16 protein-coding genes are annotated in these 19,887 nt (G+C 68.9%); 9 read left to right on the top strand and 7 right to left on the bottom strand.

Annotation, left to right across the window (positions count from 1 at the left end):
- Positions 1-23: 23 nt before the first annotated feature.
- Positions 24-281 (bottom strand): plasmid stability protein, encoded by a 258-nt coding sequence (locus P7L68_RS10580; protein WP_372005004.1) that lies wholly within the window; start codon positions 279-281, stop codon positions 24-26.
- Between the two features lie 106 nt (positions 282-387).
- On the bottom strand, positions 388-1,095 hold the full coding sequence (locus P7L68_RS10585) for a TetR/AcrR family transcriptional regulator (RefSeq protein ID WP_372005006.1): 708 nt from the start codon (positions 1,093-1,095) through the stop codon (positions 388-390).
- A gap of 750 nt (positions 1,096-1,845) precedes the next feature.
- Between P7L68_RS10585 and P7L68_RS10590 the strand changes: the two genes are divergently transcribed.
- The 7 genes from P7L68_RS10590 (at position 1,846) to P7L68_RS10620 (ending at position 13,302) form a co-directional block, all read left to right on the top strand.
- Positions 1,846-3,345: a CoA-acylating methylmalonate-semialdehyde dehydrogenase gene (locus tag P7L68_RS10590; RefSeq protein ID WP_372005008.1), complete on the top strand. Its 1,500-nt coding sequence runs from the start codon at positions 1,846-1,848 to the stop codon at positions 3,343-3,345.
- A gap of 99 nt (positions 3,346-3,444) precedes the next feature.
- Positions 3,445-4,701: a Zn-dependent hydrolase gene (locus P7L68_RS10595; RefSeq protein WP_372005010.1), complete on the top strand. Its 1,257-nt coding sequence runs from the start codon at positions 3,445-3,447 to the stop codon at positions 4,699-4,701.
- A gap of 163 nt (positions 4,702-4,864) precedes the next feature.
- Positions 4,865-6,238 (top strand): NAD(P)-dependent oxidoreductase, encoded by a 1,374-nt coding sequence (locus P7L68_RS10600; protein ID WP_372005012.1) that lies wholly within the window; start codon positions 4,865-4,867, stop codon positions 6,236-6,238.
- A gap of 27 nt (positions 6,239-6,265) precedes the next feature.
- Positions 6,266-7,570 carry an NAD-dependent dihydropyrimidine dehydrogenase subunit PreA gene (preA, locus tag P7L68_RS10605; protein WP_372005014.1) on the top strand — a complete coding sequence of 435 codons (1,305 nt, stop codon included), beginning with the start codon at positions 6,266-6,268 and terminating at the stop codon, positions 7,568-7,570.
- Positions 7,571-7,752: 182 nt separating this feature from the next.
- Complete coding sequence (locus P7L68_RS10610; RefSeq protein ID WP_372005016.1) at positions 7,753-9,282, top strand: NCS1 family nucleobase:cation symporter-1; 1,530 nt, start codon at positions 7,753-7,755, stop codon at positions 9,280-9,282.
- A 60-nt stretch (positions 9,283-9,342) separates the two neighbouring features.
- A complete protein-coding gene (gene hydA / locus P7L68_RS10615) occupies positions 9,343-10,803 on the top strand; it encodes a dihydropyrimidinase (RefSeq protein ID WP_372005018.1) in 1,461 nt (486 codons plus the stop codon).
- A gap of 189 nt (positions 10,804-10,992) precedes the next feature.
- Positions 10,993-13,302 (top strand): ATP-binding protein, encoded by a 2,310-nt coding sequence (locus P7L68_RS10620; protein WP_372005021.1) that lies wholly within the window; start codon positions 10,993-10,995, stop codon positions 13,300-13,302.
- Between the two features lie 11 nt (positions 13,303-13,313).
- Here the strand turns inward: P7L68_RS10620 and P7L68_RS10625 are convergent, their stop codons facing one another.
- The gene (locus P7L68_RS10625) at positions 13,314-14,351 is read right to left on the bottom strand and encodes an alpha/beta hydrolase family protein (protein ID WP_372005024.1); all 1,038 of its coding nucleotides are present in this window, start codon (positions 14,349-14,351) and stop codon (positions 13,314-13,316) included.
- A gap of 99 nt (positions 14,352-14,450) precedes the next feature.
- A complete protein-coding gene (locus P7L68_RS10630) occupies positions 14,451-15,278 on the bottom strand; it encodes a dienelactone hydrolase family protein (RefSeq protein ID WP_372005026.1) in 828 nt (275 codons plus the stop codon).
- 103 nt (positions 15,279-15,381) lie between these two features.
- Between P7L68_RS10630 and P7L68_RS10635 the strand changes: the two genes are divergently transcribed.
- Positions 15,382-16,323 (top strand): GlxA family transcriptional regulator, encoded by a 942-nt coding sequence (locus P7L68_RS10635; RefSeq protein WP_372005028.1) that lies wholly within the window; start codon positions 15,382-15,384, stop codon positions 16,321-16,323.
- Positions 16,324-16,333: 10 nt separating this feature from the next.
- Here P7L68_RS10635 and P7L68_RS10640 read toward each other — a convergent pair whose 3' ends face one another.
- Complete coding sequence (locus tag P7L68_RS10640) at positions 16,334-17,059, bottom strand: class I SAM-dependent methyltransferase (protein ID WP_372005030.1); 726 nt, start codon at positions 17,057-17,059, stop codon at positions 16,334-16,336.
- Positions 17,060-17,080: 21 nt separating this feature from the next.
- A complete protein-coding gene (locus P7L68_RS10645) occupies positions 17,081-17,839 on the bottom strand; it encodes an SDR family oxidoreductase (RefSeq protein ID WP_372005032.1) in 759 nt (252 codons plus the stop codon).
- Positions 17,840-17,958: 119 nt separating this feature from the next.
- On the opposite strand from P7L68_RS10645, the gene P7L68_RS10650 reads away from it, so the two are divergent.
- The gene (locus tag P7L68_RS10650; protein WP_372005034.1) at positions 17,959-19,668 is read left to right on the top strand and encodes a long-chain-fatty-acid--CoA ligase; all 1,710 of its coding nucleotides are present in this window, start codon (positions 17,959-17,961) and stop codon (positions 19,666-19,668) included.
- Here P7L68_RS10650 and P7L68_RS10655 read toward each other — a convergent pair.
- The gene (locus P7L68_RS10655) at positions 19,649-19,846 is read right to left on the bottom strand and encodes a type II toxin-antitoxin system MqsA family antitoxin (RefSeq protein WP_372005036.1); all 198 of its coding nucleotides are present in this window, start codon (positions 19,844-19,846) and stop codon (positions 19,649-19,651) included. The two genes, P7L68_RS10650 and P7L68_RS10655, sit on opposite strands and share 20 nt — an antisense overlap.
- Between the last annotated feature and the right edge of the window lie 41 nt (positions 19,847-19,887).

Genomic DNA, 19,887 nt, shown 5'->3' on the forward strand with positions numbered 1-19,887 from the left:
TGGCCCGTGCGGGGAGGGGGCGCTTACTGCGGAGGGAGCGGGGGCGTCGGCTGATGATCCCGCTCGACATCAATATCCACACCGCCGGCTTCGCGACCGATCGCGGCAAGCAGGGAGCCGAGCCGCACCGGCTGATCTTCGGCAGCCTGGCGTTCGGGCCGGACGGCTTCTTCCAGAATCACCCGCAATTCGGCTTCAGCGCTCCGTCCGTTCATGGCGGCCCTGACGCGCAGCGCATGATCGGTCTCGTGAGAAACATCCCTGACCGTAATCGACGGCATGCCGGCCTCCTCGGGCTGCGGGCGTTGTAGACCCTATGTGGGGGACGGGGGCGCGCAAGGCTGAGCGCCAGCCACGGCGTCTCGTCCGGTGTGCGGATCATGCCGCTTATGCCGCCGTGCCCTTCGAGGCGCCGGCATCCGCCGCATCCCGCCGGTCCAGCGCGCCGATGCCCTTGACGATGATCCGGGTGATCTGCTCGGCCGCGCGGTCGAATTCGGCGCGGGGCAGCCGGTCGCGGTCGAGCACCGCCTGGATCTGGCACGAGAAATCGGCGTAATGCTGGGTGACCGCCCAGATCATGAACAGCAGATGATAGGGGTCGACCGGGTCGATGCGGCCCTGGGCGACCCAGCGGTCGATATCCGCGGCGCGTGTGGCGGCCCAGTTGCGCAGCGTCGTGCGCAAATAGACCATCAGCTGCGGCGCACCGTGGATGATCTCGTTCGCGAAGACCTTCGAGGCGGCGGGGCGGGTGCGCGACAGCTCCATCTTGGCGCGGACGTAATGGTCGATCGCCTCCACCGGGTCGTCACTGACCCCGAAGCGGTCGGCGGCCTCGAACCACTCGGTGATGATGCTTTCCAGCACGCGGGCGTAGAGTTGGTTCTTGGTGCGGAAATAGTAGTGCAGATTGGCCTTGGGCACGCCGGCGCGTTCGGCGATCGCCGCCGTGCTGGCGCCGCGAAAGCCCATCTCGGCGAAAACCTCTTCCGCCGCCGCCAGGATGGCGACGGTGTTCTCCTCGCGGATCTGGGCCTTGCGCGGCAGGGGCTGCCGGGGGGACTCGGGAGCAGGTCCGGCGGGGTCGGGCATCGATCGGGGGCGTCCTTGGGAAGATGGAAGTGGGGCAGAGCGCAGAGGCACGGGGGCGGACATGGGAGGCGGGGCGGGCATGGGAGGCAATGGCACAACGGTCGCGCGATGCGGACCGATCTGTCAAAACCCGTTCAGGACATCTTGACCGCTTGGTCAGGATACGTCTAACCTGTTCTTCAGGCGATGAAGATCGAGAACGATCACGTCGCTCCCGGGACCGGTGAAGCGCCCCCCGCGCACATCGTTCCAGGATCAGGAAGACAGAGGCCGCGTCAAGCGGCCCGGTGAGGGCGAGCACCGGTGGGAGAGACCCGGCGCCGTCTGACAGTGGAGCAGTATGGCCGAGCCGAGCGGGCGTGTGGACACCCTCCACCCGTTTCGACCGATATGCCGGGAGGCCCTTTGAGAATGACCAGCTTCGACTGACCGACCCTCGGTGACCCATGTCGGGTGACCTGCGCGGGACGCTATCCGCCCCCTGACCCCCTGGGGCCGGGCTGCGTTGTCGTTTCCGAAGCCCGACATCCGCCGCATGGATATGTGACGACGCCCGCTTTCCGTCTGCGGACTGCCCGCGACGCGACGGGAGAGCTGCGTCCGAAGCCGGCTACGCCCAGGCGGCCGCCCCCTTCCGACCATTACCCGCTTCCGACCATTACCCGCTCCCGACCGGTATTCCCCCCGCAAACATCCCGCCCGATGGCGTTCAGCCGCCAGGGCGGCCCGCAGAGGACGAAAGACCACCCCATGTCCCGGACCATCGAGCATCTGATCGGCGGCGCGCGCGTCGCCCCCGCAGGCCCCCGCCGCAGCCCGGTGTTCAATCCTGCAACCGGCGAGCAGACGGCCGAGCTTGGCCTTGCGACCCGGGCCGAGGTGGAGCGCGCGATCGGCGTGGCGGCAGAGGCCTTCCCGGCCTGGGCGGCGACCCCGCCGGCCAAGCGCGGCCGGATCATGTTCCGCTTCAAGGAGTTGCTCGATGCCCGCGCCGACGAGATCGCCCGCGCGATCAGCGCCGAACACGGCAAGACCCATGCCGATGCGCTGGGCGAGGTGGCCCGCGGCATCGAGGTGGTGGAATTCGCCTGCGGCATTCCGCAGCTGCTGAAGGGTGAATACAGCCGCAATGTCGGCCCGGCGATCGACAGTTTCGATGTCCGCGAGCCGCTGGGCGTGGTCGCCGGCATCACGCCGTTCAACTTCCCGGCCATGGTGCCGCTGTGGATGTTCCCGCTGGCGATCGCCGCCGGCAACACCTTCATCCTGAAGCCGTCGGAGAAGGATCCGAGCGCTGCGCTGCTGGTGGCCGAAATCGCGCACGAGGCCGGCCTGCCGGCGGGGGTGCTGAACGTCGTCCATGGCGACAAGGAAGCCGTGGACGTGCTGCTGACCGATCCGCGGATCGAAGCGGTGAGCTTCGTGGGCTCCACCCCGATCGCCGAATATGTCTATGCGACCGGTACCGCGGCCGGCAAGCGGGTCCAGGCGCTGGGCGGCGCCAAGAACCACATGGTCATCCTGCCCGATGCCGATCTGGACCAGGCGGTGGATGCGCTGATGGGGGCCGGCTACGGCTCGGCGGGCGAGCGCTGCATGGCGATTTCGGTGGCCGTGCCGGTGGGCGAGGAGACCGCCGACCGGCTGGTCGAAAAGCTGATCCCGCGGGTCGAGGCTCTGAAGGTCGGCCCCGCGACCGACAGCGCCGCCGAAATGGGGCCGCTGATTTCCGACATCCACGCCCGCAAGGTGCGCGGCTATATCGACAAGGGCGTGGAAGAGGGCGCGAAACTGCTGGTCGACGGCCGCAATTTCCGCCTGCAGGGCTATGAGAACGGCTATTTCGTCGGCGGCACCCTGTTCGACCGGGTGACGACCGACATGACCATCTACCGCGAAGAGATCTTCGGCCCGGTGCTGTCGGTGGTACGCAGCGGCTCGTACGAAGAGGCGGTGGGCATGATCAATGCCCATGAATACGGCAACGGCACCGCGCTCTTCACCCGCGACGGCGATGCGGCGCGCGATTTCGTGAGCCGGGTCCGGATCGGCATGGTCGGCGTCAACGTGCCGCTGCCGGTGCCGGTCGCCTATCACAGCTTCGGCGGCTGGAAGCGCTCGCTCTTCGGCGCCCATCATATCTACGGACCGGAAGGCGTGAAGTTCTACACCCGCCTCAAGACCGTCACCCAGCGCTGGCCCACCGGCATCCGCGCCGGCGCGCAGTTCAATTTTCCGACGATGGGATGAGCGGGCACGGCAGATCCGATGCCGCCGCCCATGCGGCACGGGTGTAGACTCATCTCATCGCATCGTATTCGAGACACAGGATCAGGGGACGATCACACCATGTCGAACATCCGGATCAACGGCGAGCGGCTCTGGGACAGCCTGATGGAGATGGCGAAAATCGGTGCCACCGAAAAGGGCGGCGTCTGCCGCCTGGCGCTGACCGATCTGGACCGCCAGGGCCGCGATCTGTTCGTGAAATGGGCGAAGGAGGCGGGCTGCACCATCACGGTGGACAAGATGGGCAACATCTTCGCCCGCCGCGAAGGCCGCAACCCCTCGCTGCCGCCGGTGATGACCGGCAGCCATCTGGACAGCCAGCCCACCGGCGGCCGTTTCGACGGCGTCTATGGCGTGCTGGCGGGTCTTGAGGTGCTGCGCACGCTCAACGACCTCAATTACGAGACCGAGGCGCCGGTCGAGGTGGCGGTCTGGACCAATGAGGAAGGCTCGCGCTTCGCCCCGGCCATGGTCGCGTCGGGCGTGTTCGCGGGGGTGTTCGACCTGGAATACGGTCTCAGCCGCGCCGATCTGGACGGCAAGACCATGGGCCAGGAGCTGGAGCGGATCGGCTATGCCGGCGACCAGCCGGTGGGCAAGCCGGTCGGCGCCTATTTCGAGGCCCATATCGAACAGGGCCCGATCCTGGAGGCCGAGGGCAAGACCATCGGCATCGTCACCCACGCCCAGGGCCAGCGCTGGTACGAGGTGGTGCTGACCGGCCAGGAAGCCCATGCCGGCCCGACCCCGATGCCGATCCGCCGCGACGCCCTGCTGGGGGCGGCGAAGATCGTTCAGGCGGTCAATAAGATCGGTCTCGACAATGCGCCGGTCGCCTGCGCGACGGTGGGGCTGATGCAGGTTCATCCCAACAGCCGCAACGTCATCCCGGGCCGGGTGTTCTTCACCATCGACCTGCGCCATCCCTCGGACGAAGTGCTCTCCAAGATGGATCGCGAGCTGCGCGCCGCCATCGACGAGGTGGTGGCCGACGGCCGGCTGGACGCCAAGGTCGAGCAGATCTTCTACTACGCGCCGGTGCCCTTCGAAGAGGGCTGCGTCAACGCCGTGCGCGCCGCCACTGCGGCCGCGGGCTTCAGCAACCGCGACATCGTCTCGGGCGCCGGCCACGATGCCTGCTATCTGGCGAAGGTCGCCCCCACGGGCATGATCTTCATCCCCTGCATCGACGGCATCAGCCACAACGAGATCGAGGATGCGAAGCCCGAATGGGTTGCGGCCGGGGCGGAAGTGCTGCTGGGCGCGATGCTGGAACGGGCCAATGCCGGATCGGGGGCCGCTGCCGACGCGGCCTGATCCGACGCTTTCAGGAACGTGACGACCCCCTGCGGCACCCGAGGGTGCCGCAGGGGCAACGGATCGGCGGACCCGCGAAGGGCAGGGGTGGTTCTACCGTCTCTATCCTTGGTTGAGAGAGCCCCGGCCGACAACCAATGACAGACGAAGGACGAGCTTCATCATGGACGAGACGGGTGACATCCGGGCCGGCCGTCTGCCGGCGGAAGACCTGGGCCGGAACTTCCTCGATGCCCATCCGCCGCTGAACCGGCGGGCGGCGCTGGTCGAGGCGAGCCGCTGCCATTTCTGCTGGGACGCGCCCTGCGTGAAGGCGTGCCCCACCTCCATCGACATCCCGAGCTTCATCCGCAAGATCGCGACCGAGAACATGAAGGGGGCCGCGACCGATATCCTGTCGGCCAACATCATGGGCGGCATGTGCGCCCGGGTCTGCCCGACCGAGATCCTGTGCGAACAGGCCTGCGTGCGCCACGACCAGGACGACAAGCCGGTCGAGATCGGCCTGCTGCAGCGCCACGCCACCGAATGGGTCTATGGCAGCGACACCACGCCCGCAACCCAGCTGTTCCGGCGGGCCGCCCCCAGCGGCCGGCGGGTGGCTGTCGTGGGCGGCGGGCCGGCGGGGCTTTCCTGTGCCCATCGCCTGGCCGTGCTGGGCCATGACGTCACGGTGTTCGAGGCGCGCGAGAAGGCGGGCGGGCTGAACGAATACGGCATCGCCGCCTATAAGACGGTCGATGATTTCGCCGCCCGCGAGGTCGCCTGGATCCTGTCGATCGGCGGCATCGAGGTGAAGACCGGCCAGATGCTGGGCCGCGACATCACCCTGGATCAGCTGCGCGCCGAGTATGACGCCGTGTTCCTGGGGCTTGGCCTGGGTGCGGTCCGCGCGCTGGGCGCCGGGGGCGAGACGCTGGCGGGGGTGGAGCCCGCCGTCGACTTCATCGCCCGGCTGCGCCAGGCCGATGACCTTTCGACCCTGCCGGTCGGCCGCCGGGTGGTGGTGATCGGCGGCGGCAACACCGCGGTCGATGCGGCGGTGCAGTCGAAGAAGCTGGGCGCCGAAGACGTCACCATGGTCTATCGCCGCGGCACCGGCCAGATGAGCGCCACGCCGGTGGAGCAGGATTTTGCCCGGTCGAACGGCGTGGTGCTGCGCACCTGGATGCGGCCGGTGAAGGTTCACGGGACCGATGGCCGGGTGACGGGGGTGGAATTCGCCTATACCCGCGCCGGCGAGGACGGGCGCGCGGTGGATACCGGCGAGACCCGGCTGATCGCCGCCGATCAGGTGCTGCTGGCGATCGGCCAGGTGCTGCTGCCCGACGGTTTCGGCGGTGCGGCGGTGTTGGAAATGGCCGGCGACCGGATCGCCGTCGATGCCGGCTTCGCCACCTCGCTTGTCGGCGTCTGGGCCGGCGGCGACTGCGTCGCCGGTGGCATCGACCTGACCGTTCAGGCGGTGGAGCACGGCAAGCAGGCGGCGCTTTCGATCGATGCCGCCCTTGCCGCCGCCCAGGGCCGCGCGGCCTGACCCAGAATTTCGGAAGGATATCCCGTCATGGCCGACCTTTCCTGCGACATCGCCGGCATCCGCTCTCCCAATCCGTTCTGGCTGGCATCCGCCCCGCCGACCGACAAGGAATACAACGTCGTCCGCGCCTTCGAGGCCGGCTGGGGCGGCGTGGTCTGGAAGACGCTGGGCATCGACCCGCCGGTGGTGAACGTGTCCTCGCGCTATGGCGCGGTGTCGTATAACGGCCAGCGCATCGCCGGCCTGAACAATATCGAGCTGATCACCGACCGGCCTCTGGCGGTGAACCTGGAAGAGATTGCGCGGGTGAAGCGCAACTGGCCCGACCGGGCGGTCGTGGTCTCGCTGATGGTGCCCTGCAACGAGGCCGACTGGGCCTGGATCCTGCCCAGGGTCGAAGAGACCGGCTGCGACGGGCTGGAGCTGAATTTCGGCTGCCCCCACGGCATGTCGGAACGCGGCATGGGTGCGGCCGTCGGCCAGGTGCCGGAATATGTCGAGATGGTCACCCGCTGGGTGAAGAAGCATTCGCGCCTGCCGACCATCGTGAAGCTGACCCCCAACATCACCGATGTCCGCCAGTCGGCGCGGGCGGCGAAGAATGGCGGCGCCGATGCGGTGTCGCTGATCAACACCATCAACTCGATCGTCTCGGTCGACCTGGACGTGATGGCGCCGACGCCGACGGTCGACGGCAAGGGGACCCATGGCGGCTATTGCGGCCCGGCGGTAAAGCCGATCGCGCTCAACATGGTGGCCGAAATCGCCCGCGATGCCGCGACCCGCGGCCTGCCGATCTCGGGCATCGGCGGCGTGCAGTCCTGGCGGGATGCGGCGGAGTTCATCGCGCTGGGCTGCGGTGGCGTGCAGGTCTGCACCGCCGCGATGCATTACGGCTTCCGCATCGTCCGCGACATGATCGACGGGCTGAACAACTGGATGGACGAGAAGGGCTATGCCCGGATCGACGACTTCCGCGGCATGGCGGTGCCGAACGTCACCGACTGGCAGTTCCTGAATCTGAAATACGACATCAAGGCGCGGATCGACCAGGACAAGTGCATCAAATGCGGCCTGTGCCACATCGCCTGCGAGGATACCTCGCATCAGGCGATCACGGCCGAGAAGGACGGCGCGCGCTATTTCGACGTGGTCGACAGCGAATGCGTCGGCTGCAATCTGTGCATGCTGGCCTGCCCGGTGGACAACTGCATCACCATGGAACGGGTGGATGCCGGCACCGAATACCTGAACTGGACCCAGCACCCCAACAACCCGATGGCGCAGCCCGCCGCCGCCGGCACCCCGGAGACGGTCGACGCCGCCGAGTGATGGCCGACGAAGGGGGCCGGCTTCCCCGGAACCGGTGCAGAAGATAAGAACAGGCTGGACGATCACGGACCACCGGCATCCATGCCCCCGCATCCCCCGTCACACCCCCGCGTCCGCGCGCGACGGAGGATGGCCAGGGGCGGGCTGCCGGCGGTCCCATGCCCGGGAGGATGAGAGATCCCATGTCGGATCGCATGGAGTACGGTGCTGCCGCGCGCGGTGCGGCCCCGAAACCGAGCGCGGCGCACGGCGCCGCATCACGGCATGCCGCCGTGCACGACCCCGCCCTCTGGAACGAGGATCTGGCCCCGACCACGGCCGATCAGCGCAATTGGGACTGGCCGTCGATCGCCGCCCTCTGGGTCGGCATGGTGGTCTGCGTGCCGACCTATATGATCGCCGCCGGCCTGGTGTCGGAAGGCATGACCTGGTGGCAGGCGGTTGCGACCGTGCTGGTCGGGAACCTGATCGTGCTGGTGCCGATGATGGCGGTGGGCCATGCCGGCGCCAAACACGGCATCCCCTTTCCGGTGCTGCTCAGGGCATCCTTCGGCACCCGCGGGGCAAGGCTGCCGGCGCTGATGCGCGGCCTGGTCGCCTGCGGCTGGTTCGGCATCAACACCTGGGTCGGCGGTCAGGCGATCTATGTGATCCTGAATGCGATCACCGGCGGCGGCGTCACCGGTGCGCCCCTGCCGGGGCTGGGCATTGATGTCGCCCAGCTGCTGTGCTTCCTGGCCTTCTGGGGCCTGCATCTGTGGTTCGTGGCCAAGGGCACCGAATCCATCCGCTGGCTGGAAAAGGCCGCGGCCCCGGTGCTGCTGGCCATGGGGCTGGCGCTGCTGGGCTGGGCCTATGTCAATGCGGGCGGCTTCGGCGCCATGTTCTCGCAGCCGTCGGCCTTCGGCCCCGGCGGTGCCAAAGAAGGGCAGTTCTGGTCGGTGTTCTGGCCCGGGCTGACCGCCATGGTCGGCTTCTGGGCGACGATGGCGCTGAACATCCCCGATTTCACCCGCTTCGCCCGCAGCCAGCGTGACCAGTTCCTGGGCCAGGCGATCGGCCTGCCGCTGCCGATGGCGCTGTTCGCCTTCATCGGCGTCGCCGTCACCTCGGCCACCGTGGTGATCTATGGCGAGGCGGTCTGGGACCCCGTGGCGCTGGCCGGCCGCATGGGCGGCATGGGCGTGGTGCTGGCGCTGTTCGCCCTGCTGGTGGCGACGCTGACCACCAACATCGCCGCCAATATGGTGGCCCCCGCCAACGGCTTTTCCAACCTGGCGCCGGCAAAGATTTCGTTCAGGATGGGGGGCTACATCACCGCCGCCATCGGCATCGCGATGTTTCCCTGGAAGCTGATGGAGAGTGCGGGCGATTATCTCTTCGTCTGGCTGGTGGGCTATTCGGCGCTGCTGGGCCCCATCGCCGGGCTGCTGATCGCGGACTATTTCTTCCTGCGCCGCACGCGGCTGGACATCGACGGGCTGTTCTCGTCCGACGGCCCCTATACCTACAAGGGTGGCTGGAACCCGGCCGCCATCATCGCGCTGGTGCTGGGCATCCTGCCCAACCTGCCGGGCTTTCTGTCCAAGGCCGGTATCATCGGCGCGGTCGCCCCGTTCTGGACCGATCTTTACGGCTATGCCTGGTTCGTCGGGCTCGCCGTCTCGGCCGCGATCTATCTGGTGCTGATGCGCGGCCGCACCGCCGACTGACCCGTCCCTTCCGGCCCCCCGCCTGGAACCCCGTCCGAACCGTCACCAAGGAGCAGATACATGTCGTTGCTGATCAAAGGAGGCACGGTCGTCACCGCCGACGCGACGACGCGGGCCGACGTCTACTGTGCCGATGGCCGCATCGTCGCGGTGGGCGAAAACCTGGACGTGCCCGCGGGCGCCGAGGTGGTCGATGCCGGCGGTGCGCTGGTGATGCCGGGCGGCATCGACCCGCACACCCATATGCAGCTGCCCTTCATGGGCACGGTCGCGAGCGAGGATTTCGAGACCGGCACCGCGGCGGGGCTGGCCGGGGGGACCACCTCGATCATCGATTTCGTGATCCCCGATCCGCAGCAGCCGCTGATGGAGGCCTATCGCACCTGGCGCGGCTGGGCGGAGAAGGCGGTGGCCGACTACGGCTTCCACGTCGCCGTCACCTGGTGGGACGACAGCGTCCATGCCGATATGGGCACGCTGGTCCGCGAGGAAGGCGTCAACAGCTTCAAGCACTTCATGGCCTATAAGGGCGCGATCATGGCGCCCGACGAGGTGCTGGTCCGCAGCTTCCAGCGCTCGCTGGAACTGGGCGCCATGCCGACCGTCCATGCCGAGAACGGCGAACTGGTCTGGACGCTGCAGCAGAAGATCAAGGAGATGGGCATCACCGGCCCCGAGGGTCACCCGCTGTCGCGGCCGCCCGAGGTGGAAGGCGAGGCCGCCAACCGCGCGATCCGCATCGCCCAGGTGCTGGGCGTGCCGATCTATGTGGTGCATGTCAGCTGCAAGGAGGCGCTGGAAGCCATCACCCGCGCCCGGCTGGAAGGCCAGCGGGTGTTCGGCGAGGTGCTGGCCGGCCATCTGGTGGTCGACGACAGCGTCTATCGCCACCCCGACTGGGATACGGCGGCGGCCTATGTGATGAGCCCGCCCTTCCGGTCGAAGGAGCATCAGGAGGCGCTGTGGCGCGGCCTGCAATCCGGCAATCTGCAGACCACCGCCACGGATCATTGCTGCTTCTGCGCCGATCAGAAGCGGATGGGCCTGGGCGACTTCACGAAGATCCCGAACGGCACCGCCGGTGTCGAGGACCGCATGGCGGTGCTCTGGCATCACGGCGTCAATGCCGGCCGGATGACCCCCAACGAGTTCGTTGCCGCAACCTCGGCCAATGCCGCCAAGATCTTCAACATCTATCCGCGCAAGGGCGCGATCACGCCCGGCGCCGATGCCGATCTGGTGGTCTGGGATCCCAAGGCCACCAAGACTATTTCGGCCAGAACCCATCATCAGCGCATCGACTTCAACATCTTCGAGGGCATGACCGTCGAGGGTCTGGCGGCGGTGACCGTCTCGGCCGGCGAGGTGGTGTACCGCAACGGCGCGCTGGACGTGAAGACCGGCCGTGGTCGCTATGTCAAGCGGCCGAACTTCGCGCCGATGTTCGACGCACTGGGCAAGATCGCAACCGCGAAGACCCCGGTGCCGGTGGATCGCAAACTGCCCGACGCGGCAGAGTGACACGACGCGGCGGAGTGATCGCGCCGCTGTAACGGATCCGGACCATTTTCGGCCCCGGCTGGGATGCATCCCCCTGCCGGGGCCTTTTCGTCCGATGGTCCTGCATGACGCGGGTGACCGGCCGGTGTATCGTTGAACCGAGAGCACGAGAGCGAAGCGCGGCCGGCGGCCGCGAAGCGGGAGTCTGGGATGGCGATCGATCCGGTCGCGCTGAACCGGAGATTGTTGCGTGCAGCTGCCGATGCCGAAGGGCCGGCGGCGGCTCTGCTGGCATGGACCGCCGCTCTCGGGGACGCGACCGGGGCGGTGAGGGCCACGCTCTGGCAGCCCGGCCGGACAATGGCGGCCATCCGTATCCTGGTCGACTGGAAGGCGCCGGATGTCGATGGGACAGCCGATGGGCCGCGCTGCGAGCAGGTGATCCGCCTGTTGGTGCAGCCGCGCCAGGTGCTCGCGACCCTTGTGATGCCGGGCAGCGCCGGCGAGGGCCTGGACCCTGAGCTGGTCCGGGATATGGCTGCGCAGCTGAAGATCCTGTTGCACGGCATTGCTGCGGAGGAACGTGCCACGGCACTGGCGGCCGGAATCGATGCCGGCCGGGACGGGGTGGTGATCGTCGAGGCGCGCCCGGTCGACGGCCCGCCGGGCCGGCTGGTCCATGCCAGCCGCCATTTCGCGCCCGCGGTTGAACCGGCGGTGCTGCCGCCGCTGCTCGACCGGCCCGGCATGACCAGACCGCTGCGCGAGGCGGCGGCACGGGCCGCGGCCCTGGGGGAGGCGCAGGCCCTGGAGATGCTGCATCCCGGAGACGGCGCGCCCAGGGTTCTGAACATGACCCTCTCCGCCCTGCCGCCGACGCGGCTGTTCGAGGGCGGCTGGCTGGGCGTGGTGCGCGACCCCGGGGCGCCCCCCGGCCAGGCCGAGGTGATCGCCAGCCAGCAGAAGATGATCCAGGCGCTCTACGATGCCAATCCGCTGCCGATGTGGATCTATGACGAGCAGGATTTCCGTCTGCTGTCGGTCAACGAGGCGATGGTGCGGAAATACGGGTACGACCGCGACACGCTGCTGGGCATGACCCTGCTGGATCTGCGCCCGGCCGAGGATGTGCCGGCCCTGATGACCCGGCTCACCACCCGGGCCAGCGGCCACGAGGTCAGCGGCCCCTGGCGGCACAGGGCGGCCGATGGCGGGACCTTCTATGTGGAGATCGCCACCCATCGGCTGGACTGGGAGGGGCGGCCGGCGATCCTGACGGCTGCCATCGACATCACCGGCCGGGAACTGGCCAATCATGTGCTGCGCAGCCGTCAGAGCGAGACCGACCGGCTGCTGCGCATGCAGACCGCGATCATCGATACCATTCCGGCCCAGGTCTGGCTTCTGGATGTGGCGGGCAATGTGATGGCGGTGAACCGCGCCTGGAGCCGGTTCGCCGAAGAGATGGGCGAGACTGCGCCGGATGTTCAGGTCGGCCGCGACTTCCGCGGCGCGGCCGGCGGCTATGGCGGCGCCGAGCCGGCCGGCCCGGCCCGCATGGCGCCGCCGATCCAGGCCGATGCCGTGGCGGCAATCCTGTCGGTGGTGACCGGCCGGCTGCCCGAAATCACCCATGAATACCGGCTGAAGGTGCGCGACCAGACCCGCTGGTTCCGGATGACCGCGGTGGGCGTCACCGACGGGTCCGGGCTGCCGAACGGTGCGGTGGTGATGTCGGTGGAGATCACCGACATGAAGCGCGCCCAGTTCGAGATCATGGCGGCTCAGAACCGGGCGATCGCCGCCAGCGCCGCCAAATCGCTGTTCCTGGCCCATATGAGCCACGAGCTGCGCACGCCGCTGAACGCGGTCATCGGCTTTGCCGATGTGATCGAAGGCCAGATGCTGGGTCCCGTGGGGGTTGGTACCTATCGCGATTATGCCGGCCATATCGCCGTGGCCGGTCGGCATCTGCTGCAGATCATCGACGGGCTGCTGGACCTTGCCAATATCGAAAGCGGCCAGCTGTCGCCGGAACGGCGGGCGGCCGCGCTCGATGGGCTGGTGCGCGAGGCGGCGACGTCCTGCACCGCCGTGCTGCGCCGTTATGGCGCGACGCTGGATATCGGGGCCCGCGGCAACACCACCGCCGATGTCGATGCCCGCCTGACCCGGCGCATGATCGGCTTCCTGATCGACAATGCCATCCGCTACGGCCATAGCGGCGGCCGTGTTCAGATCCGCATCGACGGCAGCGCCGATGATCGTGTGTCGATCGACATCACCGACGACGGGCCGGGTGTGTCGGCGGAGCGCTTGCAGACCGTGACCGAACCGTTCTCGATGCCGTCGGGGTCGGTGCGGCCCGAACGCGCCGGGGTGGGGTTGGGCCTGCCGCTCGCCCGCCATTATGCCGAGCTGCATGGCGGGCGGCTGGAGCTGACCGACCGGCGTGCGGCGGGGGAGGCCACAAGCGGGCTTCGGGTCCGGATCACTCTGCCGCGGCATCCGGACGCCTGACGCTTACGTCCCTATCGCCAGACCCGGGCCAGCGCATCCAGAACCCGTGACGCTGTCTCGGCATGGATCGCGGCCCGGTCGCGGCCCTCGCCATCCCGGCAGAGCACGCCGTCACCCGGCTGCTCCCGCTCCAGGATCGCCGCCCCCTGAGGTTTGCAGAGGCCGATGAAGCTGAAATGGGCGGCATCGGCGATTTCATGGACGCGGGTCTGTGCTGCCGGCAGCAGGGCGGCGAGGCGCCGGGCCTCGGTTTCAGCCGGCAGATGGATCCGGTCGACACCGGCGGCGATCACCAGCACCGGAATCGTGATGCCCTTGAGGCTGGCTTGCGTGAAGCCGCCGATGCCGCCCGGATCCAGGGTGATGACCGCACTCACACGCGGATCCGCCAGATCCGCCGTCATGCGCGACCGCCAGTCGGGATCCTGCAGCCGGCCGATCCGCGCCAGGATGGTGCAGGCGATGCTGGCGGTTTCGGCGCAGTTTCGGATGAAGCCGTTGGCATCGAACCGGCCGCCGGCGATTTCGATGGCGGTCCAGCCGCCCAGCGAATGGCCGATGACGGCGATGCGGCCCGGATCGACCATGGCAGAGAGATCCGCATCCCCGGTGAGATGATCGATCACCCGGCTGAGATCGGCCGGGCGCTTCCAGAGTGCGGCCGCCTGATCGGGATCGCGGTCGAAGGTGGAGGTGCCCGGATGATCGGTCGCGGCAACCACATAGCCCGCGTCTGCAAGTTGTACGGCAAGCCAGGCCTGGTTAAAGCGGTTGCCGCCGAAGCCGTGGGAGAGCACGACCAGCGGGTGGCGGCCGGAGAGGGGGGTGGCGGCCTCGCGGACCGCGACGCCCTGGAAGACCGGGTTGTCGCCCACCAGCCGGGGCGTGCCGTCATCGGCCGCCGGGTACCAGATCGCGAGCGTGAGAGGCTGTGGCCGGTCGGGGGTCTCGATCGTGGCGGCCCGGAAACCGGGCGTGGCCGACGCGCCGGTGATGCCCAGCAGGAACCAGGCGAGGGCGAGCAGGAGGCGGGAGCGCAGACGGGGCATGCAGAGAGCCTTCAGGTGATGGGAAACACCCGGCCGTCATGCCCGATCTGCTGCCGCGCGGCGTCCTTGATCACGATCGAGAACGTCCGGGATCGCGATTCAGGTCAGCCGATCCGCGAAAAAGCGCAGAATCTCGTCCCGCGCGGCCAGGGTCGGCTGGCCGGCTTCGTCGATCAGATGGGCGGTGACCACGCTGTGGGGGGTGGGGACATGGCGGGCGAAGAAGGGGGAAAGCCCCTCGCGCCGGGCAGCCGTGTCGGGCAGGGTGCGCGGCAGGAAGCGGTCGCCCAGCGCGCGTTCATAGGCGGCGAAGCGCTCGGCCCGGCAGACGGCATCGCCGGCGAAGCGATAGGCCAGCACCGTCAGATCCTCGCGCTCCAGCCGGGCGCGGACCGCGGCCAGTTCCCCGGGCGGGCTCTCGATTGCTGCGGGCGCATCCAGCGGCAGAGAGGGCTGGCAGAGCACGGGGGCGAGCACGGCCGGCTCCAGCATCATCGACAGCGCGTAATTGCCGGTAAAGCACATGCCGATCGCCCCCACGCCCGGCCCGCCGCAGGCCTGGTGCGCGATCCGGGCGAGACCACGCAGCCAGGCGGTGACGGCATCCGCGCCGCCGGTCGCCACGGCCCGGAAGGTGGCGGAAATACAGGTGCGTCGGAAGATCTCCGCGCCCTCATCCGCCCCCGGCACCGCGCCGTCGCGGCCGAAGAGCGAGGGCATCCAGACGGTGAAGCCGGCATCGCGCACCCAGCGGGCGAAGCGGGCGACCTCGGGGCTGATGCCCGGCATTTCGGTCATGACGATCACGGCGGGCCCCCCGGCTCCTGCTCCCTGGCCGCCCACCCAGACCCGGCGGGTGACATCGTCGATTGTGATGTCGCGCGGCTCGAAATCCGCCAGATCGTCGTCCCGATGGGGGCTGTACATGGGATGCCATCCTTTTCGCCGGTTGGTCTTGCCGGAAGCATGCCGGGCGGTCATGCTGGCTACCAGTGGCCGGATTGACATGTTTCGGGGATTTTTCGCCAGAATGATCATCGAGCTGATCGCCCTCGACGGCATGATGGCCTCGGGGCTCGCCATCACCGCCGATCTGGTCGAAACCGCCAACCGGCTGCGCAGACAGGCGGGGCGGACGCGGCTTTTCACCCTGCGCCTCTCCGGCGCCGGCGCCGCGGCGGCCGGGGGATTTCTGAACCTGCCGCTGGCCGGTGACGCGGCACCCGCTGCCGATCTGCTGGTGGTGCCGGGGCTGGGCTTCGCGACGCCGGAAGCGCTGACGGCGGGGCTGGCCCGTCCGGATGTGCTGGCGGCGGGTGCGCGGCTGGCGGCGGCGGTCGGCCGCGGGGCCGAGGTGGCGGCGGCCTGCTCCTCGGTCTTCCTGCTGGCGGCGGCGGGCCTGCTCGACGGGCGGCGGGCGACGACCAGCTGGTGGCTGGCGCCGCTCTTCGCCCGGATGCATCCGGGGGTCCGGCTCGATGCGGATGCGCTGGTGGTGCGCGACGGGCCGGTCACCACCGCCGGTGCGGCGATGGCGCAGATGGATCTGATGCTTCAGATGGTGGCGCGCCATGGCGGACCGGGCCTGGCGCAGGATTGCGCGCGGCTGCTGCTGCTGGACCAGCGGTCATCCCAGGCACGCTATATGGCGCCGGGTTTCATGGCCGCGGCCGATGACCGCATCGCCCGCGCCGAGGCCTGGGCGCGGGCGCGGCTGGATCAGCCCTTCACCGCGGGCGACATGGCGGCCGCCGCGGGGCTGTCGCCGCGAACCTTCGCCCGGCGCATGGCCCGCGCCACCGGCCTGTCGCCGGTGGGCTTCATCCGGCGCCTCCGGCTGGAGCGGGCGACGGAACTGCGCGAGACGACCAGGCTGTCGATGGAAGAGATCGCCGTCCGGGTCGGCTATGCGGATGCGTCCACGCTCCGCCGGCTGATGCGTCGGGTCGGCACAACCGGCCGGCGGAGGTGATGCGGTCGGATCAGGCCGGCTTCTGCCAGGCCATGACCACGAAATAGGGCACGCGGGCATATCGCGCCGCCTGATCCGCGGGGCCGCCGGTGGGGGAAGGTTCGTCGAACCAGGTGAGGCGGAGGCCGGCTTTCAGGAACAGCTGCATATAAGTCGACAGCGGCCGGTGCCAGTTCACGATCCGGATGCCGCGCCAGCCGACCTGCATCGGCCGGGTTTCCAGATAGCGGTCGAGCGCGAAATGGTCGGGCCGGCCGTCGGCATCATACTGCCAGCCGCGATCGGCCGAGGCGCTGGTGAAGCCGGTCAGATTGGCGACCAGCAGGCAGCCGCCCGGCTTCAGCACCCGCGCCATTTCGGGGATGGCGGCGTCGATGTCGGGGATGTCGATCAGGGTCAGATAGCTGACCACCAGGTCGAAGCTGGCCTCGGGAAAATCCAGAGCCTCGGCGCGGCCAGGGCGGTAATCGCCCTCGGGGTCGCGCGCGCGGGCGACTGAGAGCAGGTCCGGCGTGGGGTCGATACCGGTCGCCCGGATGCCTTCGCGGGCGAGGATCCGGCAGAAGCGGCCTTCGCCGCAACCCACATCGAGTGCGGTGCGGAAGCCCCGGCCGCGAAGCCAGGGGATCAGAACCGGGTCGAGCACATGGGCGCGGCCGTAATCGCCGTGCTCACCCTGCTCGCGCACCCAGGCCCCGGCAGATGCCTGCCAGCCATGGTCGTTCTCACCGGTCATGATCCCGTCTCCCGGAAGCGGTCAGCGTCCGCCGGCCACCCTGAGGATGGTGCCCGACACGTAAGAGGAGGCGTCGGATAGCAGGAACAGAATGGTCTCGGCAACCTCTTCCGGGCTGCCGGCGCGGGCGAGGGGGATGTTGGGGGCCAGGCGCTCGACCCGGTCGGGCATGCCGGCATCGGCATGGATGCCGGTATCGATCAGCCCGGGCGAGACGGCGTTCACCCGGATGCCGTCGGCCGCCAGTTCGCGCGACAACCCGATGGTCAGGCTGTCGATCGCGCCCTTGGAGGCGGCATACCAGACGAATTCTCCCGGGCTGCCAAGGGTTGCGGCTGCGGAAGAGACATTGACCATCACGCCGCCCCGGCCGCCGCGGCTGGTGGCCATGGCCTGCGCTGCCGCCCGGGCGACCATGATCGCGCCGGTGACGTTCAGATCGATCACCCGGGTGATCATGGCCGGATCGGCATCGGCCAGGCGCGCGCCGGTGCCGGTGATGCCGGCATTGTTGACCAGATGGGTGAGGCCGCCGAAGCGTTCGACCACGGCTGCCACCAGCGCGTCAGCGGCACCCGGCTCGGCCATGTCGCCCCGAAAGGCCGCCGCATCGGCCCCGGCAGCCGTGAGTTCGGCGACCAGCGCCGCCGCTGCCGCCTCGTCGCGGGCATAATTGACCGCCACCCGATAGCCGGCCGCCGCCGCCAACCGGCAGGTCGCCGCCCCGATGCCGCGCCCGCCACCGGTCACCAGCAGGATCTTCTCAGCAGCCTGGGTCATCCTGTCTCTCCCTTGCCCATGGAAATCACCCCACGACCGCACATCCGCGCATTGACCGCAAGGCCTGGACGTGAAGATACTTGATGATCTTTGATCAAACAATGCGGGCCGAGCGAGCGATGTCCACCGACAGCATTCCTGCCACCGATCCTGCTCCCGTCACCGACCCCTGGCCGGCGGACGAGCCGCGCTCGCTCACCCTCGCCAACCGGACCATGGTCGATGCGCTGGCGGCAACGGCGGCGCGGCTGCCGGACCGGACCGCGCTGTTCTATTACGGTGCCGTGCTGGATTATGCCGGGCTCGTTTCCCGGGTGGAGCGGCTGGCGGCCGTGCTGGTCAGCCGCTTCGGGGTCGGGCGGGGCGATCGGGTGCTGATCGCGCTGCAGAACTCGCCCCAATATGTGATCGCCTATCATGCCGTGCTCAGGGCCGATGCGGTCGGCGTGCCGGTGAACCCCATGTATCGCGGGGCGGAGCTCGGCCATATTCTCGCCGACAGCGGCGCCCGGGTCGCGATCGTGGGCGATGAGCTGGTGGAGAGTTTCGCGGCGCTGTCGGGCGCGGATGGCCCGTTGAGGACGGTGATCGCCGCGCATTACGACGACATGGCGGGCCGGGATCCGCGCTTTCCGAAACCGGTGGTCATGACCGCCGGCCGGGCGGTGCTGCCCGAGGGCTGGCACGACTGGCGGCAGGTGATGGCGCAGGAGACGGCACCGCTGCCGCCGGCCGCGGGCGGGCCGGACGATCTCTGCCTGATGCCCTATACCTCGGGCTCGACCGGGCGGCCCAAGGCCTGCATGCACACCCATCTCGCGGTGTTGTTCACGGCGGAGGCGCAGCAGCGGCTTTATCGGATGACCGCGGAGGACGTCGTCACCGCCTTCCTGACCCTGTTCCATGTCGCTGGCATGCAGGCCTCGATGAACGCGGCCCTGGTTGCGGGATGCGAAATCGTGCTGATGACCCGCTGGGACCGCGATCTGGTGCCGGTGCTGCTGGCCGACCGGCGGGTGAGCTTCTGGAACGCGGCACCGGCGATGGTGGTCGACGTGCTGGGATCGGAGAGTTTCGATCCCGCCTGCCTGGATCGGGTGCGGGTGCTGACCGGCGGCGGCGCTGCGATGCCCGAGGCGGTGGCCGCCGAGCTGAAGCAGCGCTACGGCCTGACCTTCATCGAGGGCTATGGCATGACCGAGACCATGTCGCCCACCCATATGAACCCCATGCATGCCCCCCGGCCGCAATGCCTGGGCATTCCGATCCACGACACCGACGCCCGCATCGTCGACCCCGACACCCTGGCCGAACTGCCGGTGGGGGAGACGGGCGAAATCGTGGTGGCCGGGCCGCAGATCCTGAAGGGCTACTGGCGGCGCCCCGATGCCGATGCCGAAGCCTTTTTCGAGCGCGACGGCAAGCGCTTCCTGCGCACCGGCGATCTGGGCCGGCGCGATGCCGCCGGCTATTTCTATGCCGTGGACCGGCTGAAGCGGATGATCAATGTCGGCGGTTTCAAGGCCTGGCCGGCGGAGATCGAGACGACATTGTTCCGCCATCCCGCCATACGCGACGCCTGCATCATCTCGGTGCCGGACGACCGCCGCGGCGAGGCGGTGAAGGCGGTGATCGTGCTGAAGCCCGAGGCCAGGGGCCGGGTGACGGCAGAGGACATCATCACCTGGGCTCGCGGCGAGCTTGCCGCCTACAAGGTGCCCCGCTTCATCAGCTTCGCCGACGACCTGCCGCGCACCGCCACCAACAAGGTCGACTGGCGCGGCCTGCAGGAGGCGGAGCGGGGGCGGCTCAGGCAGACCGGGCCATGACCTGCCGCATCTCGTGCATCACCCGGTCGGTTTCCTCTGAGGCGGTCAGGGATTCGCCGCAGGCCGGGCAGTAATCTGCACGTACCTGCCGTATGACCGTCGTGGTGCCGTTGCAGGTGAACGTCCGATCGTGCGTGTCGGGCACAAGCTCCGCTGCACCACAAACCGGGCATTTCATCCGGGGACCTCCTTGAACCAGGGGTGGGCGGGTAAGAGCGG

Origin of the sequence: Tistrella mobilis, from assembly GCF_041468085.1 — a bacterium.
GTDB classification, from domain to species: Bacteria; Pseudomonadota; Alphaproteobacteria; order Tistrellales; family Tistrellaceae; genus Tistrella; species Tistrella mobilis_A.

Coding starts and splice junctions, on each gene's coding strand:
- P7L68_RS10645 (WP_372005032.1), bottom strand. CDS start 17,839: ATGACCCAGGCTGCTGAGAAGATCCTGCTGGTGACCGGTGGCGGGCGC.
- P7L68_RS10610 (WP_372005016.1), top strand. CDS start 7,753: ATGTCGGATCGCATGGAGTACGGTGCTGCCGCGCGCGGTGCGGCCCCG.
- P7L68_RS10635 (WP_372005028.1), top strand. CDS start 15,382: ATGATCATCGAGCTGATCGCCCTCGACGGCATGATGGCCTCGGGGCTC.
- P7L68_RS10590 (WP_372005008.1), top strand. CDS start 1,846: ATGTCCCGGACCATCGAGCATCTGATCGGCGGCGCGCGCGTCGCCCCC.
- P7L68_RS10655 (WP_372005036.1), bottom strand. CDS start 19,846: ATGAAATGCCCGGTTTGTGGTGCAGCGGAGCTTGTGCCCGACACGCAC.
- P7L68_RS10580 (WP_372005004.1), bottom strand. CDS start 281: ATGCCGTCGATTACGGTCAGGGATGTTTCTCACGAGACCGATCATGCG.
- preA (WP_372005014.1), top strand. CDS start 6,266: ATGGCCGACCTTTCCTGCGACATCGCCGGCATCCGCTCTCCCAATCCG.
- P7L68_RS10625 (WP_372005024.1), bottom strand. CDS start 14,351: ATGCCCCGTCTGCGCTCCCGCCTCCTGCTCGCCCTCGCCTGGTTCCTG.
- P7L68_RS10620 (WP_372005021.1), top strand. CDS start 10,993: ATGGCGATCGATCCGGTCGCGCTGAACCGGAGATTGTTGCGTGCAGCT.
- P7L68_RS10595 (WP_372005010.1), top strand. CDS start 3,445: ATGTCGAACATCCGGATCAACGGCGAGCGGCTCTGGGACAGCCTGATG.
- P7L68_RS10600 (WP_372005012.1), top strand. CDS start 4,865: ATGGACGAGACGGGTGACATCCGGGCCGGCCGTCTGCCGGCGGAAGAC.
- P7L68_RS10650 (WP_372005034.1), top strand. CDS start 17,959: ATGTCCACCGACAGCATTCCTGCCACCGATCCTGCTCCCGTCACCGAC.
- P7L68_RS10630 (WP_372005026.1), bottom strand. CDS start 15,278: ATGTACAGCCCCCATCGGGACGACGATCTGGCGGATTTCGAGCCGCGC.
- P7L68_RS10640 (WP_372005030.1), bottom strand. CDS start 17,059: ATGACCGGTGAGAACGACCATGGCTGGCAGGCATCTGCCGGGGCCTGG.
- P7L68_RS10585 (WP_372005006.1), bottom strand. CDS start 1,095: ATGCCCGACCCCGCCGGACCTGCTCCCGAGTCCCCCCGGCAGCCCCTG.
- hydA (WP_372005018.1), top strand. CDS start 9,343: ATGTCGTTGCTGATCAAAGGAGGCACGGTCGTCACCGCCGACGCGACG.